The 15,709-nt window shown below is 41.2% G+C and carries 17 protein-coding genes; 9 read left to right on the top strand and 8 right to left on the bottom strand.

The window, feature by feature from the left end; all coding sequences use genetic code 11:
- The first annotated feature begins 4 nt into the window (after positions 1-4).
- Complete coding sequence (locus ACXYMT_RS04925) at positions 5-439, top strand: TPM domain-containing protein (protein ID WP_459057976.1); 435 nt, start codon at positions 5-7, stop codon at positions 437-439.
- Positions 439-1,233, top strand: a complete 795-nt coding sequence (locus ACXYMT_RS04920) for a TPM domain-containing protein (RefSeq protein ID WP_459059145.1) — start codon at positions 439-441, stop codon at positions 1,231-1,233. The genes ACXYMT_RS04925 and ACXYMT_RS04920 overlap by 1 nt, the downstream gene beginning before the upstream one ends.
- Before the next feature lie 755 nt (positions 1,234-1,988).
- Here ACXYMT_RS04920 and ACXYMT_RS04915 read toward each other — a convergent pair.
- The 3 genes from ACXYMT_RS04915 to era form a co-directional block, all read right to left on the bottom strand.
- Positions 1,989-4,772 carry an outer membrane beta-barrel protein gene (locus ACXYMT_RS04915; RefSeq protein ID WP_459057974.1) on the bottom strand — a complete coding sequence of 928 codons (2,784 nt, stop codon included), beginning with the start codon at positions 4,770-4,772 and terminating at the stop codon, positions 1,989-1,991.
- Between the two features lie 91 nt (positions 4,773-4,863).
- Positions 4,864-6,168, bottom strand: coding sequence for a ribosome biogenesis GTPase Der (gene der, locus ACXYMT_RS04910; protein ID WP_459057972.1), 1,305 nt, complete (start codon positions 6,166-6,168; stop codon positions 4,864-4,866).
- Positions 6,169-6,337: 169 nt separating this feature from the next.
- The gene (gene era, locus ACXYMT_RS04905; RefSeq protein ID WP_459057971.1) at positions 6,338-7,228 is read right to left on the bottom strand and encodes a GTPase Era; all 891 of its coding nucleotides are present in this window, start codon (positions 7,226-7,228) and stop codon (positions 6,338-6,340) included.
- 159 nt (positions 7,229-7,387) lie between these two features.
- Between era and ACXYMT_RS04900 the strand changes: the two genes are divergently transcribed.
- The 3 genes from ACXYMT_RS04900 to ACXYMT_RS04890 all read left to right on the top strand — a co-directional run bounded on the left by ACXYMT_RS04900 (position 7,388) and on the right by ACXYMT_RS04890 (position 8,629).
- Positions 7,388-7,798, top strand: a complete 411-nt coding sequence (locus tag ACXYMT_RS04900) for a hypothetical protein (protein ID WP_459057970.1) — start codon at positions 7,388-7,390, stop codon at positions 7,796-7,798.
- Positions 7,795-7,998 (top strand): helix-turn-helix transcriptional regulator, encoded by a 204-nt coding sequence (locus tag ACXYMT_RS04895; RefSeq protein WP_459057969.1) that lies wholly within the window; start codon positions 7,795-7,797, stop codon positions 7,996-7,998. The genes ACXYMT_RS04900 and ACXYMT_RS04895 overlap by 4 nt, the downstream gene beginning before the upstream one ends.
- 124 nt (positions 7,999-8,122) lie before the next feature.
- Positions 8,123-8,629 (top strand): hypothetical protein, encoded by a 507-nt coding sequence (locus ACXYMT_RS04890; RefSeq protein WP_459057968.1) that lies wholly within the window; start codon positions 8,123-8,125, stop codon positions 8,627-8,629.
- A 65-nt stretch (positions 8,630-8,694) separates the two neighbouring features.
- Here the strand turns inward: ACXYMT_RS04890 and ACXYMT_RS04885 are convergent, their stop codons facing one another.
- Complete coding sequence (locus ACXYMT_RS04885; protein ID WP_459057967.1) at positions 8,695-9,321, bottom strand: DUF4403 family protein; 627 nt, start codon at positions 9,319-9,321, stop codon at positions 8,695-8,697.
- A 141-nt stretch (positions 9,322-9,462) separates the two neighbouring features.
- Between ACXYMT_RS04885 and ACXYMT_RS04880 the strand changes: the two genes are divergently transcribed.
- From ACXYMT_RS04880 to ACXYMT_RS04870, 3 genes are all read left to right on the top strand, one after another.
- On the top strand, positions 9,463-9,972 hold the full coding sequence (locus ACXYMT_RS04880; RefSeq protein WP_459057966.1) for a gamma carbonic anhydrase family protein: 510 nt from the start codon (positions 9,463-9,465) through the stop codon (positions 9,970-9,972).
- 353 nt (positions 9,973-10,325) lie between these two features.
- A complete protein-coding gene (locus ACXYMT_RS04875) occupies positions 10,326-10,616 on the top strand; it encodes a hypothetical protein (protein WP_459057965.1) in 291 nt (96 codons plus the stop codon).
- A 72-nt stretch (positions 10,617-10,688) separates the two neighbouring features.
- Positions 10,689-11,357: a hypothetical protein gene (locus ACXYMT_RS04870; protein ID WP_459057964.1), complete on the top strand. Its 669-nt coding sequence runs from the start codon at positions 10,689-10,691 to the stop codon at positions 11,355-11,357.
- Here ACXYMT_RS04870 and ACXYMT_RS04865 read toward each other — a convergent pair.
- The 4 genes from ACXYMT_RS04865 to ACXYMT_RS04850 form a co-directional block, all read right to left on the bottom strand.
- Positions 11,354-12,652 (bottom strand): dicarboxylate/amino acid:cation symporter, encoded by a 1,299-nt coding sequence (locus tag ACXYMT_RS04865; protein WP_459057963.1) that lies wholly within the window; start codon positions 12,650-12,652, stop codon positions 11,354-11,356. The genes ACXYMT_RS04870 and ACXYMT_RS04865 overlap by 4 nt on opposite strands.
- Before the next feature lie 9 nt (positions 12,653-12,661).
- Positions 12,662-13,618 carry a calcium/sodium antiporter gene (locus ACXYMT_RS04860; RefSeq protein WP_459057962.1) on the bottom strand — a complete coding sequence of 319 codons (957 nt, stop codon included), beginning with the start codon at positions 13,616-13,618 and terminating at the stop codon, positions 12,662-12,664.
- Between the two features lie 69 nt (positions 13,619-13,687).
- Positions 13,688-14,191, bottom strand: a complete 504-nt coding sequence (locus ACXYMT_RS04855) for a hypothetical protein (protein ID WP_459057961.1) — start codon at positions 14,189-14,191, stop codon at positions 13,688-13,690.
- 101 nt (positions 14,192-14,292) lie between these two features.
- Positions 14,293-14,697, bottom strand: a complete 405-nt coding sequence (locus ACXYMT_RS04850) for a hypothetical protein (RefSeq protein WP_459057960.1) — start codon at positions 14,695-14,697, stop codon at positions 14,293-14,295.
- Between the two features lie 159 nt (positions 14,698-14,856).
- On the opposite strand from ACXYMT_RS04850, the gene ACXYMT_RS04845 reads away from it, so the two are divergent.
- Positions 14,857-15,591: a hypothetical protein gene (locus ACXYMT_RS04845; protein WP_459057959.1), complete on the top strand. Its 735-nt coding sequence runs from the start codon at positions 14,857-14,859 to the stop codon at positions 15,589-15,591.
- Positions 15,592-15,709 lie beyond the last annotated feature (118 nt).

The following is a 15,709-nucleotide window of genomic DNA, read 5'->3' as shown; positions in this document are numbered from 1 at the left end:
AAAAATGTCAAAAATAGAAGAATTTCTTACCGAAGAAGAGGAAGCCGAAGTGGTTGCAGCCATTAGAAAGGCCGAAAGTCATACCTCGGGAGAGATTCGGGTGCATATTGAAAAAACCAGCAAAGGTGCCATTTGGGACCGCGCCATGGAGGTTTTTCACCTGCTCAAGATGGACAACACCAAAGAAGATAACGGCGTTCTCATTTATGTAGCCATTGATGACCGGCAGTTTGTGATCTATGGGGATAAAGGGATCAACAAGGTGGTGCCAAAAGACTTCTGGGAAACCACAAAAGATGCAATCGCCTCCAGGTTCAAAAAGGGTGAATTTAAACAAGGTCTTATTGACGGAATATTAAAAGCAGGAAAGGAATTGCAGGAACATTTCCCCTGGAGCGAAGGTGACGTCAATGAACTTTCGGATAAAATATCCAAATGATGAACAACTTACTTCGGAATTCCCTTTTCTCAATACTTTTTCTATGCCTTGCCTTTACGGTCAATGCGCAAAGGGATATTCCGCCGAAACCCTCTTTGGCAACCAGTGTCTATGATGAAGCCGATGTGCTAACCCCTCAGGAAGAACAGGCGCTCGAAAGAAAGCTCATCAATTACGCCGATACCACTTCCACACAAATCGTTATTGCGACCATAGAATCTCTACAGGGAGAGGAAATTGCCACCTATGCTACAGAATGGGCGCACAAATGGGGCGTGGGACAGGAAAAAGAAGACAATGGAATTTTCATTCTTCTTTCTGAAGGAGACCGGCTCATACAGATCCAAACCGGTTATGGAATAGAGCCATATCTTACTGATGCACTTTCTCATCAAATAGTTCATAACATCATCCTGCCCGAGTTCCGGAATGGTAGCTACTACCAGGGCCTGGATGCAGGCACAACAGCAATTTTTCAGGTGCTTAACGGCACCTATGAAGGCTCCAGGCCCACTTCGGGCGGAGGGGCTCCTCCCAGGTTCATCATCCTGGCGATCATCTTCATCGTTTTTCTATTTATCCTTAGCTCCCGGAACAAAAGAGGTGGTGGCCGTGGCGGATTCCGTCGTGGCGGCGGACTTCTAGACGTACTCATATTAAGCAGCCTTGGTCGCGGCGGATTTGGCGGCGGCGGCAGCTTTGGAGGGGGAGGTGGCTTTAGCGGAGGCGGCGGCTTTGGTGGCGGCTTCGGCGGAGGTGGCTTTGGCGGCGGTGGCGCCGGAGGGGGATGGTAGGTTAGTCGATAGTCTTTAGTCGATAGACGGTAGATTCTGGAAATACCAAATTACAAGCACCAAATTCAAATCTGTTTATTTTTTATTTATGGCCCCTACGGGGCAACAAATCGGTAGCCCCGAAATTTTTTCCGGGGTATGAGAATATTTGTTAGAAAATCGAGCGCCAGAGGGGCGAAATATTCATAGCCCGGGGTTAAAGGGTCCAGGATACCCGGGTAAATGAAGCCCTGTAGGGCCGAAATATCGGTGTAAAGATCGCCAAGATTGCAAATCCGCGCCAGCAGGATAGTTTGTAGGCACTAGTCTTTAGACTGGAAAATCCTCGATTTACAGGAATTTATCCACCAAAACTTTAGCGGAGGAGGACCTACTTCTAAACTATAATAATTCACGCATTTGTCCTCCGAAGCTTCACCAGAGGAGGATCAAATTCTAATTTATTATATACCCCGAAGGGGCAACAAATCGGTAGCTCCGGATTTTATTCCGAAGATTGGATGTTTTTCGAATAATAATAGCCCCAGAGGGGCGAAATATTTATAGCCCGGGGTTTTAACCCCGGGTTCAGGATACCCAGTTTAAAAGAGCCCTGTAAGGGCGAAATATCGGTGTAATGATCGCCAGGATTGCCAATTCGCGTAAGCGGGTGGGAAAATTTACAATTGGCAAAAACCAATTCTATTCCTAAATACAAGACCTCTCAAAAATGTCATTTTTGAAAGGTCTTGTTGCGAGATCTAAAATCAGATTCTCTAGAACATAAAAATTCCGCCTCTACCTCTACCTCTGCCTTTGTTAGGATCCTTTCCTCCAAACCTGCTGAGCTTATAGGTAAAACTCATCATAAAGTACTGCTCCAGGATCAATTCCTGCGTGTCCTGCACATAATCCTCTCCAATTACTCTTCGGGTGCTGACGTTCTCGTCCAACAGGTCATAAACTTTCAGCTTTAGAGTAGCATCATCGCCAAGAAATTTATATCCCAGGCTCATATTCCAAAGCAAAGAAGTAGGATCAAAACCGGGCGCCACATTTCCGAAGGAAATAAAAGAAATATCATTTCCAAAAACGACATTTTTGGGCCAGTACGTAGTGGCTTCCAGGGCTATTGTGTGATTGGTATACTCCTCTTCTCTCCCAAAATTGATGTCATATTTCGAAAGGTTATAACTCACCTCATAACGTGGATTGATCTCCACCAGGTCATTATAATTGTAACCTAACCTCAATGACGGATTTATTCCGTAGCGATCGGCATTGTACCTGAAGCCATTGCTGAAACCGATCTGTCGGTTATAATTCCCATACAATCCAAGCCTGTAGCTAAACTCCTGCTCCTCCTTTTTGTGTCTCTTACTGTAAGAGACCCCGGCATAACCTGAAATTCCGCCATCAAGATTTCGAAAAGTAGTAGTGGTAACGAGATCTTCATTTGTGACGCTATAGGGAACAACCTGATCTTCATATACTGTAGTCGATGCATAGATGCTCATCCCGCTTCTGGTAGCAAAATCAAAATTCTGATAGCCAAGATATACCTGGTGCGTAAAAGTAGGGTCCAGTTCGGGATTTCCAATTACAATGTTCAGCGGATTGGTCAGGTTAGGGACCGGTTGTAGTTCTCTAATGGAAGGAATTTCTGTATCATTCCGGTAATTGATGTACAGAGATTTTCCACGAGCTAATTCATAGCGAACATTTGACCTTAGATAAAGGTTGTTATAACTGTTTTCAAAATGGACATCTGCAAGAAAATTGCGGTTTTCAAGCGAGGTATTTAAAAGCCCCATGTCGAAACCTGCACGCAGCTTCTTTCCTTCAAAGCTAATACCTGCATTAGGAATGTGCTTAAAACTAATAACCTCAAAATCATTTGAAAGAAGATTGTTAAACTGACTATATTCTCCTGTCTGCTCATCAAATTCAAATACACTCCTGGTATTGTTCAAACTTTGGGTACTAAAATCATAAGACAGATCTAAAAACAGCTTTTCGGCGAGGACAAAACGTTGAGTTATTCCGGCTTCATATTCATCTGTAGTATTTTCCTCGTCTATGAACTGGTCCTGAATTCTGGTTTCCACAAGTTCCCCGGCTTCGGTGTCAAAAAGTTCGGAATAAAAGAAATTTTCACTTTCCCGAAGTTGGTTCGAATTTTCAAAAGAGGCTTCCAGGTAAGCACCCCGACTCCCAAATTTCCTTGTAAAGCTAATCCTGTTGTTGAAATCTTTGTTATAGATCTCTTCCCTGTCCTCGCTATTTGTCACCAGTTCCCGGTCATTGTCCATTCTTTCGGAAGCATTACTTCTATGAGCAAATCCGTCGCTGATGCTTATAGAAGGACGGACTTCAATTCTGGTCATGGTATCTAGCTCTACCTCAAAATTTAGGTTGGCCCGGTGATTCTCATTTACAATATTGGCATCAGATACTATATCTGTAAAAAAAGTACGGTCGGGCAAGAAAGTTTCTCTTTCCACTACACTAGCTGTTTCCGTATCACTTTTGACGAAGAAATAGTCGCCGGTAAGTTCTAATTTCTTATCCCATTCATTCGTAAAGTTAAGACCTGTAGTTTCACTTTTAGTTATTCCCTGGTCAGATCCAAAATTCATCCCGTTTACGGCAAAAGTTCCATTACTTCTCACCATAATACTTCTTGAGCGACCTCGCATCATATCGAACACTTCATCCATACTAAAGCCGGAACTATTGATATTGTTCGAGCTTGCCAGGGCACTTATCCTTAGGTCATCCCTAAAATAATTGGCAATTCCGCTCAACTCATAGCGTTCATCTGTACCACCACCGGCAGTGAAGCGGGCAAAATAACCTTTGTTCTTATCTTCTTTAATTGTGACATTGATCGTCTTGTTATCGGGGTCTCCAGCCTTTCCGGTAAATTCTTCAGACTTTGTTTTGGTGTCAACCACCTGGATCTTATCAATGATCTCCTTCGGAAGGTTCTTAGTTGCGATCTTGGGGTCATTCCCGAAGAATTCCTTTCCGTTTACCAGGATTCGGGAGACAGGTTTTCCGTTTACGGTAATGTTTCCCTGTGCATCCACTTCCACTCCCGGAAGTTTTTTCATCAATTCCTCAAGGTTCGCGTCCTGCCTTGTATTAAAGGAAGCCGCATTGAATTCAAGGGTATCCCTTTTTACAGTTACAGGGGCTCTTTCTGCAACTACAGTTACTTCCCCCAACTCATTACTGGCCACTTCCATACGTAATTGACCAAGTTCGATCTTTTGCTTATCCAGATTAATAAGTCGTGAAAGTGGCATATATCCATTATAGGAACTCACCAACCTAAGGCTATCCATTTTCCCTGAGCCTTCAATTACAAAGTCTCCTGTGTTATTGGAAATAGTATAGGCTACGAGGCTGCTGTCCTTTACTTTTTCTACAAAAAGAGTTGCCGATTCTAACGGAAGCTGGGTCTCTGCATCTACGACTTTTCCTGAAATACTGAACTGTTGGGCCCATGCTCCGGTTGCAGACAGGAACAGGCAGAGAAAGAAAATTTTCTTCATTTACTGGGAGGTCTTTAAAAATAAAAAATGCTGCTACTACAGGTAACAGCATTCATTGGACTCCCAAAAAGGGTAAAAGTTACACCTCTTCTTATTTTTTTCTGAAGTAGACCGAAACGGGTACACCCGTAAAATCAAACTCTTCTCTTAATTTATTCTCTAAATAGCGCTTGTAAGGATCTTTTACATATTGGGGAAGATTACAGAAAAAAGCAAACTGTGGCTGCGGAGTTGGCAGCTGCATGCAGAATTTTATCTTCACATACTTTCCCTTGTAAGCAGGCGGTGGATAGGATTCAATGATAGGCAACATCACCTCATTAAGCTCACTGGTCTTGATCTTTTTACTGCGGTTTTTATAAACTTCCACAGCTGTTTCAATGGCTTTAAAGATCCTTTGCTTGGTAAGAACAGACATGAAGACGATTGGCACATCTGTAAAGGGTTCCATCTCCCTGCGAATCTGAGCTTCATATTCCTTCATGGTATTGGTCTCCTTGTCTACAAGATCCCATTTGTTCACCAGGATCACGATTCCCTTACGGTTACGCTGCGCAAGCCAGAAGATATTCTGGACCTGTCCATCGAATCCGCGGGTTGCATCCATTACGATAAGGCACACATCACAGTGCTCAATAGCACGGACCGATCTCATCACTGAATAAAATTCAAGATCTTCTTTTACCTTGGACTTTCGGCGAATTCCCGCTGTATCTACAAGATTAAACTCAAATCCAAAGCGGTTGTATCTTGTGTCAATTGAGTCCCGGGTTGTTCCGGCGATATCTGTAACTATATAGCGATCTTCTCCAATAAGAGCATTTATGAAGGAGGATTTTCCTGCATTGGGACGACCTACCACTGCAAAACGTGGAAGTTCGGCTTCTTCCTCCCGGTTATCTTCGGGTAAAGCATCGACAAGAGCATCAAGAAGTTCCCCTGTACCACTACCATTTGTACTTGCGATTGGGAAATATTCTCCCAAACCAAGGGAGTAAAATTCCACAGCATTTTCCAAGCGTTTAGCGTTATCTACTTTATTTACGGCTAGAAAAACCGGCTTGTTCACCTTGCGCAGTAATTGAGCAACATCCTCATCCATAGGAGTAACCCCTGTTTCAACATCTACCATAAAGATGATAGCATCGGCCTCCCCAATAGCGAGTTCTACCTGCTTATCGATCTCGGCTTCAAAAACATCATCACTTCCTATGATATAACCTCCTGTGTCTATAACAGAAAAATTGCGGCCATTCCAATCGGTCTTACCATAATGCCGGTCGCGGGTAACCCCACTTACCGAATCAACGATGGCTTCCCGGCGCTGGATCAATCTATTAAAAAAAGTGGATTTTCCAACGTTAGGCCTACCTACAATGGCTACTATACTGCTCATAATAATTTATTCTTAAGGGCTGCAAAATTAGGTGATTTAAAACAATTGCAGCATACATATATCTGTCTAATTTTCAGGAATAACAGATAAAAAAGTTCTGAAAAACATTTGAGAAATGAAAACCAGGACAACAAAAAGGTCTCTTCGATGGAATTACCTTAGAACGGGATTAGCGTTTATCGCCGGAATACCCGAAACGCTTTAACTGCTTCATGTCGCTTCGCCAGTTCTTGTTCACTTTCACATAAAGTTCCAGATGAACCTGTTTTCCGAAGAATTTTTCAAGATCCTTACGGGCCTCTACCCCTACTCTTTTAAGTGCAGCACCTTTATGACCAATGATGATCCCTTTTTGAGTCTCCCTTTCCACCATGATCACACTTCGCATACGAATGATCTCCTCTTCTTCAAAGAATTCTTCGGTATCGATCTCGACACTGTAAGGAATTTCCTTTTTGTAATGCATCAGGATCTTTTCGCGGATGATCTCGTTTACAAAAAAGCGTTCAGGTTTATCTGTGAGGGTATCTTTAGGATAAAACGGGGGAGAATCTGGTAGCAGCTCTACAATTCGCCCAAAGACCTGCGGAACATTGAATCCTTCAAGAGCCGAAACCGGAAAAATTTCGGCATTCGGCACTTTCTCCTGCCAAAGTTGCACTTGGTCCTCAAGTTGCTCTTGATTGGATTTGTCGATCTTGTTCAGCAAGAGGAGTACAGGTATTTCAGAATTGATGATCTTATTAAAGAAAGCTTCATCTTTTAATTCCTGTTCTCCTATTTCCACCATATACACCAGGACATCGGCATCTTCAAAAGCCGATTTCACAAAATCCATCATGGATTCCTGAAGTTGATAGGCAGGTTTAATAATCCCCGGGGTATCACTAAGAATGACCTGGAAATCATCCCCATTGACAATTCCAAGAATACGGTGACGGGTAGTCTGCGCTTTAGAAGTGATGATGCTTAATTTCTCTCCCACAAAGGCATTCATGAGAGTAGATTTTCCAACGTTTGGATTTCCGATAATATTTACAAAACCAGCCTTGTGCGCCATAACTTCTTTTTTGCAAAGATATTCTCAAATACAGGGCTTTCCTAATTCCGAAAGGTCAAACTTGCTAAAAACAGAAAACGCCTTTGTATAAAATGTAAAGTTTATTTTACAGTTTAAAATAAAGACATATATTTGTCAAGCAAACTTTACATTAGGATTATGAAAAAAACAGAATTAAGCAGAAGCGCTACAGAGAAAGGAAATCACCTTAAGCTGTTCTACTGGACAATGGCATGGGTACTTAGCATGGCTTTAATAGCTTTTGGACCGAAATTCATTTGGGACAATGAAATCCTGGACATTCTAGGGGTGCTGATAAATTTCCTGATTGGCATTGGAATGATCCTCGCCAATAAGAGTTTCCTGAATAAACTTGATGAGTTACAGCGAAAAATACACCTGGAGGCTATGGCCATAGCATTGGGAATAGCCGTGGTAGCAGGTTTAAGCTATTCTATGCTCGATGTAAGGAATATCATTTCATATGACGCCGAAATCTCTCATCTTGTGATTGTTATAGGTATAACTTATTTCGTAGGAACTGTAATAGGAAGTCTTCGTTACAAATGAAAAATAAAATTAAAGACCTCCGCGCGGAATTTAGTCTAACACAGGCTGAGTTGGCCGATAAGCTTTATGTTTCCAGACAAACCGTCAATGCCATAGAAAAAGGAAAATTCGACCCGAGTTTACCGCTGGCTTTTAAGATTTCCCAGTTGTTTAAAAAACCAATTGAAGAAATATTTGAGAGCGAAGATGGGAATCTTTAAAAGGCTTTCTTGATTCATTAAATATTGGGAAACTGTACAGCCATTGCCTTTTAACAGAGAATTATAAGTAATACCTGCCTTCTTTTGTATTTTTGATGTTAATAACTTTCAAAATCAAAAAAGAATGAAAAAATTTATGATCTTAATTTTTACCATTGGTCTTTTGGCTTCATGTGGTGATAACGAAAAGGAAAATCTTTCTGCAGAATTTGATCAATTGATGTCGCAGAATGACAGCCTTCAACAGGCCCATACAGAATTTCGCTCTACGCATGAAAGAATGAAGCAAAACCACCAGGACCTAATGCAGCAACTAGATACTATGCAGGTTTCTGACTCTACTTATTTTGAGCATATGGCACAAAATGAGGTGATCATCAAGAAGCACGAAGGAATTTTGGCCGGTCATGATGAACTTATGCAGGGACACCAGGATCTAAGAAATAACTTCGGCAACCTTAGCAGTGAAGAAATGAAGGCTCAGATCTCAAAAATGAAGGAGGTACACAGTACCATGATGGAGGAGCATAGCAACATGGAAAGCGAACATGAAGACATCATGAATAAGCATGATGAAATAAGGAAGAATATAATTGACAACAACCGGGAAGAGGGCCAGACCCAATCCTAATATTCAAATATTCCACTTAATAAAAAATTCCCATAGTATCCAAAAATGGATTTTATGGGGATTTTTTATATATCGATCTTTTTAATATTGAGGACATTATTACCGAGGATACTAACAGCAACAAGCAAGGTACGTTGGCCAGGAATGATCTCCTCCACACGAAACTCTTTTAGTTTTCCCGTTATATTAATTCCGTCAGCCACTTCCATTCCACCGGCCAATTTTTGATTAAGTTTTTCAAGTTTTTCCTTTACCACGGGGCGAATATCAAACTTCATTTTCTCCTTTAATTTTGAATACATAAAGTTATTCACTATGGTCTCCACCAGTTTGTCTGTTAACCAACCATTGTTTTCACTGTCCAATTTGTAGCGCCTAATTTGGACTTGCTGGTCTGCCTCACTAAAGCCGAGAGAAAGATGTGCCACCACCTTAAGCACCTTATTTCTAAAAAAAGTGGTAAGAAGCTTTAACTGCACCTGAACGGCGAGGTCAAAATCTTCCTGGGAACTACGCCCAAGGGTTATCCCCTGGATTCGTGCACGGTCGAGAACTTCTCCATTGGCTTTCCCCTTGCTGATAATTCTGCCCAGCAAATTCTTTTGAAGATATGTTTGCAGTACCTGGTAGTCTACCTTCACCGGTAAACGAAGTATCACGTTATAGTTATTTTCAGGATCTATTCCTTCCATAATTGCTCAATTGCATAAAAGGAAAAAGATAATGATTTTTGACAACCCAATCAACCACAGCTAAAAACCTAAGATTTTTTTAACGCGAAGTTGAGGATGCTCTTCTGCTTTCGTATTTTTACATGACAAGATCTACACTCTATGCCACTTATTCTGCCCGTAGAAAACATATTTCCTGAACTGGGACAAAATTGTTATGTTGCTGAAAATGCCACTATTGTTGGGAACGTCAGGATGGGAAATGACTGCTCGGTCTGGTTCTCGGCTGTAATAAGAGGGGATGTAAACTCCATTCGTATAGGAGACCGAACTAATATTCAGGACGGAGCAGTAATTCATTGTACCTATAAAAAAGCAGCAACTATAATTGGGAATGATGTCTCTATAGGTCATAGAGCCATTGTTCATGGATGTACGGTGGAAGATAATGTGCTTATAGGAATGGGTGCGATTGTCATGGATGATGCGATAATAGAAAAAGGCTGCATCATAGCTGCAGGTGCAGTAGTATTAGAAAAAACGAAATGTGAAGCCGGACATATCTATGCAGGTATTCCGGCAAGAAAGGTGAAGAAACTTTCAGAAGAACAAATAGAGAACTTAAAAAAGACCGCGTCCAACTATATTATGTACAGTGACTGGTTCAGGTAAGGTTGGGACAAAAAACTTCTCAAAAAACGAATAACCTTTGCAAGGAAAGAATAAGAATAATCCCCGCCACAGCTGCAAGGATAAAAATTCCAATCAAGCGGACCTCGGAATTTTTGATGAGTTTGATGATATCCTGCTTAGACATAGATCCTTTTTCGCCATGATATGCAAAATGAATGCCATTTTCATCAGCCAGGTTAAAAAATCGATACTGATCGCATAACCATATCTAATTGACAATGAGATGATCCTCTTGATCTTAGTTATAAAATTTTAAGAATAGCGGGACTATTTTTATTATTATCTTAAGAGTTCCTCCAGTAGAAATTTCCTCTCATCCTATTACCTTTAATATGTTGATTACAGATATCATAAGAATGAACAGGATCACAATTGAAGAATTCTCGGGATTGCCAGATCAAGAACAGCGGGAAATCATCAAAAATGCCGGTGTTTACCTCGATTCTATAAATGCCGGCAGTGAAAAGCGGACGTTCTATTCTATTGACCACTTTTTTGTAGAGGTACAACTTGATCCCATCTATTCAACTCCTGTTAGCATAAGAGCCTTTGATACAGGAGAGCAGATCGATCAATATTCCTCCATCTTTAATGAACTTCTTACTGAGCTTTTCCACCCTTAAGGAAATTTCTTCTACAGGTCATGGCCCACAGACCTATAACACCTATATTGTATTAAAATTCTTACTTCATCAATGAAATTAAAATCTGACCTCGTATGGGCTATTGTTTTGATTGGTTTAGCAGCAGCATCTTTTTTTCTGGGAATGAAAAAATCGAGCCTGGAAACAGAAGCAGCACTGGAAGATAAGCTAGAAAAGATAAGGTTGCTGGAAAGTAAAAACCAACAGCTGGCTGAAGAACTCAGGTCGCGAGGGATCTTTAGTTACCCACAAGCCAACATCATATCCAAGCTACAGGATTCGGTGGCCACCGTCCTTATCACACTTAACGGTAAAGATCCCATTGAGGATCTAAGGCTCCAAAGAAAAATGATCTATGACTATTCTCAACGCCCAGCAATGACAGAAGGTGATACAAGAGGGAAAACTTTTGATCTTGGCACTCTAAAACCTCATAATCCATCAGCTTTTGATATTCCGCTTTCACAAGAGGAGGTAGCCATTCATCTTGAGTATACTTCTAAAAGAAAGCAATGGCATCAATACATCCGGCTAAAGAAGGCCAAAAATGGTAAAATAAAATCCTTTTGGGTGATCACCAATCAAAACTCTGTAGTAATAGATAAACACATCGATCCGGCCTTTCCAACAGATTTGGAGGAAAAGGTGGTCCTATGGAAAGACCAGGGTTTGAATTACGGGGATCTGGAAATGAACTCAATTTTCCCACCTGAGAACTAAACATGAATTTCTTTTAATTCGGTGGCAGCTGATTGGCCAACTACAACCTTCGCCACTATAGTTGAAACAGCTGCATCTCCCGATACATTTACCACAGTTCTACACATATCCAGTGGACGGTCAATTCCAAAGATCAATGCTAATCCTGCTTCAGGAATTCCTGCCTGCGCAAGAACGATCACCAGCATTACCATCCCGGCACCCGGAACGGCCGCTGAACCAATAGAAGCCAAAGTTGCAGTAGCGATGATCCCCAGTTGAGTACCCAAAGAAAGGTCAAGGCCAAATGCCTGGGCAATAAAAACAGCTGCCACTGCCTGGTATAGACTGGTGCCGTCCATATTTATTGTTGCTCCCACCGGCAGCACAAAACTTGCAACTTCTTTGGAAACTCCGAGATGTCCTGTCACCCTTTCCATTGTTACCGGCAGGGTCGCAGCACTTGAACTGGTAGAAAAAGCCAGCAATTGCGCAGGGGCTATTCCTTTAAAAAAAGACAATGGAGATCTTTTAGTGAAGAGGAAAACTATTACACCGTAAAAACAAATCATGAGCAATAATCCAAAAATGACAGTAACGGCATACATGCCCAATGCTGCGAAAAGGTCTACACTGGGAGAATCAATGACTAAAGTCGCCAAAAGGGCAAATACTCCAATTGGGGCAGCGATCATGATTATGTCAATCATCTTCAGAATTACTTCATTAAAACCGTCAAAGAAATCCTTGACAGGTTTGGCAGCACTACCCGGGATAAGAATTAATCCTACTCCGACCAGAAGAGCAAAGAAAATCACCTGAAGCATATTCCTGTTGTCGGCAGCTGCACCGAGGAAATTTTCGGGAACAATTTCCACTAATCCCTGGAGCGGACCGGTTTCTTGTTGTGCGACCGCCCTGGAAATATTGGATGAAACCTCTGTTTCATAACTGGATAGAAGATCAATTCTCGTCTCTTCAGAAATAGAAGAACCGGGCTCTATCAGGTTTACCAGGAGTAATCCAATTGAAACTGCTGTCACCGTGGTAAGAATAAAAGTAAAGACAGTCCTAAACCCCATTTTTGAAAGGTTAGTAAGATCCTTCAGGTCAGACACCCCTTTGATCAGCGATGCCAGAATAAGAGGGACAGCAATAAGTTTTAGGGAATTAATGAAGATGTTACCAAAGGGTCGTATCCAGTCCCGAACCAAAGAGGGTCCCCAGGAGAATTGAGCTAAGGATAAACCTACGAGTACTCCCAGGCCCATCCCTATAAGGATCTTCCAGTGCATCGCCATATTCTTTTCTTTCATGAGTGCAGGTTAGACCTCCTTGAGGACAAGAAAGGCCGTGTAGGATATGTAAATGAGAAGCAAAATTCCAGCCTCCCATCTCTCAAGGCTTTTTTTACCTCCCAGGAACATGAACAAAAACAACAGGATCGTACCTGCAAAAAGAAGATAAAGGTCATTATTAAAGACGGCGTTATAGTCTATAGGCTTTACCATGGAACTTACCCCCAGAATGAAGAATATGTTGAAGATGTTGGAACCTACAATGTTACCAACAGCAATATCGTTGTTTTTCTTAAAAGCTGCGATCACAGAAGTTGCGAGTTCGGGTAGGGAGGTACCGGCTGCAACTATAGTCACACCAATTATCTTTTCACTCACGCCAAGAGTTGCAGCAATTTCCATTGCATTATCAACCACCAATCTACCTCCAATTATCAAACCTGCCAAACCCAGGACAATAAAGCCAAAAATCTTTAAATTGGAAGATGCAGGAACAACTTCCCCGGCGGTGGAAGGTTCCGAATTGAGCTGTTTGTAGACGTAAAACAGAAAGGCAAGAAAGAAAAGGATTAAAACAAGGGCATCCCATCTTCCTAAAGTCCCTTGCTGATCAACAAAAAAGTCATTGACCAGAAAGTAAAGAATCGCAGCAGCCAACAGTGAAATAGGGATCTCCTTCCATACAGTGGTTTTCTGCACCAATAAAGGAGAAATAAGTCCGGCTACTCCCAGGATAAAAAGCAGGTTAAAATTATTACTGCCAATGACGTTCCCAAAGACAATATCTTCATGTCCCTGGTAAGCGGCCACCACGTTTACAACAAGTTCCGGAGCCGAAGTCCCAAAAGCCACACTAGTGAGGCCGATAGCAAGTTCAGAGATCCTTTTTTTCCGTGCAAAGGCCGAAGAATTCTCCACGAGCCAATCTGCCCCTTTGATCAACAATAAAAGGCCGGCTACAAGTAAAACAAATTGAAGTACCATTTATTTTTATATAGTTTAAAAGATAAAGAAAAGTGAGCTTTGTGTAAAACTCCCTTTTCTTTAACTCATTTACGCAGCAGAATTCAGAGTGGGACGAAAAGCAATAAGCTCATTTATAGTCTTGTTCCACTTTTCGGCATGTTTCAACTCATAGTCCTGTACATAGGTTTCTTCACAATTGTAAAGCTCTACAAACTTGACCTCTCCGCTGTTCAATTTTAGCTGAAGGCCCAGTTTTTGGAGAATATCTTCTGAACGCACCTCTGTTTTTATGGTTTGCACCTCCTTGAAAATTTCGCAGCTGCGCACCTCCTTCAGATCAATGAATTCTACAGCTAATCCCAGTCTTCTTGTTTGAACAATTAAGATTCTGGCTTTACCTTTATCCAGTCCAACAAGATTGTTATTCCATTTGTCCTCTTCACTAAAAGTAAGAGTATGGTTTTTTGTTTCTTTTAAAAATCTGTTTTTTAATTTCCTTTCTTCCTTTTTCCCAAGCAGGATAAAAAGAACATAAGGCACAAATACCGCTGCCACTAAGGCAAGATCTACTAATATTATATCTAGTTTCATTTTTTAAGTTTTAAAATTCAGGTACTGATTTTAGGTGTCTGCCAGCAGGTGACGACACAGGAAGAGCTGATTGAGCTCTATTTAGAAATGAATCTCAAAACCTAAAGAAAAACGTGAAATGGAAATATTAACTCCTTAACTCCCAAACCTGGCGAAATAGAACGGGAGCGTTTGATATAACTAAGAGAACTGTTTGTATGACGAAGAATATAAGCCTCAAAATTTTTAGCTGCAGTATTCCCGTCTTTAAAAAAATGAAGGTTATTGTGAAAAGGAATATTTGGATCAAAGAGTTCATTGACCTGCTCCCCTACTGAAGAAATAAGAAGTTCCTGCTGATTTCTATCGCCCTCCAGATCTGGATAATATAGAACGGAAGTAGCAGCAAAAAGGCTGTTACTGTTCCATAGCAGCAGCAGGAGCAGAAGAACCGCAGAGGTTGAAATGAATTTCTTTTTCGGCATAATCATGATCAAATGTACATCATAGTTATGGTAAAAAAACATGATTTATTAGTCCGCTAAAAATTATTTTTTCAAGGGAAAATCGAACATGTCGGACTGATTTTAAGCGTAAAATAAAAAGTCCAATCCTCCCCCTTTTATACTTCTTTTAAAATCCTAACCGGAGATGTTTTTATACCTTAGAGAAAGAAAGTCTTCACTATGTTATTATATTCTTTTCTTGCGGTAGTAATTCTTTGCCTTACACATATATTCACAAATAAACTTAGACTAACCAATATTCCGCGAAGCAAATGGTTATCTGTTGCCGGCGGAATTTCTGTTGCTTACATATTTCTGGCAGCCTTTCCTGAGTTGAATGAGATTCAACATGAAGTGAGCGAATCAGAAATTGTTGGCTGGGAAAGGATCTCAGAAATGGAAGTTTTTCTCCTCTCTCTTGTAGGTCTTACCTTTTTCTACGGATTGGAGAATCGATCTAAAAAGTCCTGGGAATCTGAGAGAGCTCCCGACGAAGGAGGAAAAAAGAATCTTGGCATCTTCTGGATCCACGTCTCTTCCTTTGCTGTTTATAATGCTATAATAGGTTACCTGTTGTTAAATCGTGAAGAAGAGTCCTTGCAGAGTTTCGTACTATATGCAATTGCCATGGCTTTCCACTTTATAGTGACAGATCATGCCCTGGAGGACCATTTCAGCAAAAGCTATCAGGCCAGAGGCAGATGGATCCTGGTAGCCGCAGTTTTTTTGGGATGGTTGCTTTCAATATTTATAAGTATTCCGGAGGTATTCATTGGTATCATCTTCTCCTTTTTAGCAGGTGGGGTGATCATGAACGTACTTAAAGAAGAATTACCGAAGGAAAGGGAAAGTAATCTCTTCGCTTTTTGTGTGGGCGTGGTAATGTACGGGAGTATATTGATCTTGATACGATAGATAAGCACGACATCCTAACCCCGATAAGGGGAGACATTCTTTCACCTCTTTAGAAAATAACATTCCAGACTGTGCTGATTTTGTCTTCCAATGTCCGTATCACCGGATCAAAATTTAT

The organism is Salinimicrobium sp. CAU 1759, assembly GCF_054482715.1.
The sequence above is the reverse complement of the archived record's forward strand: the minus strand, read 5'-3'. Positions and strand labels throughout refer to the sequence as shown.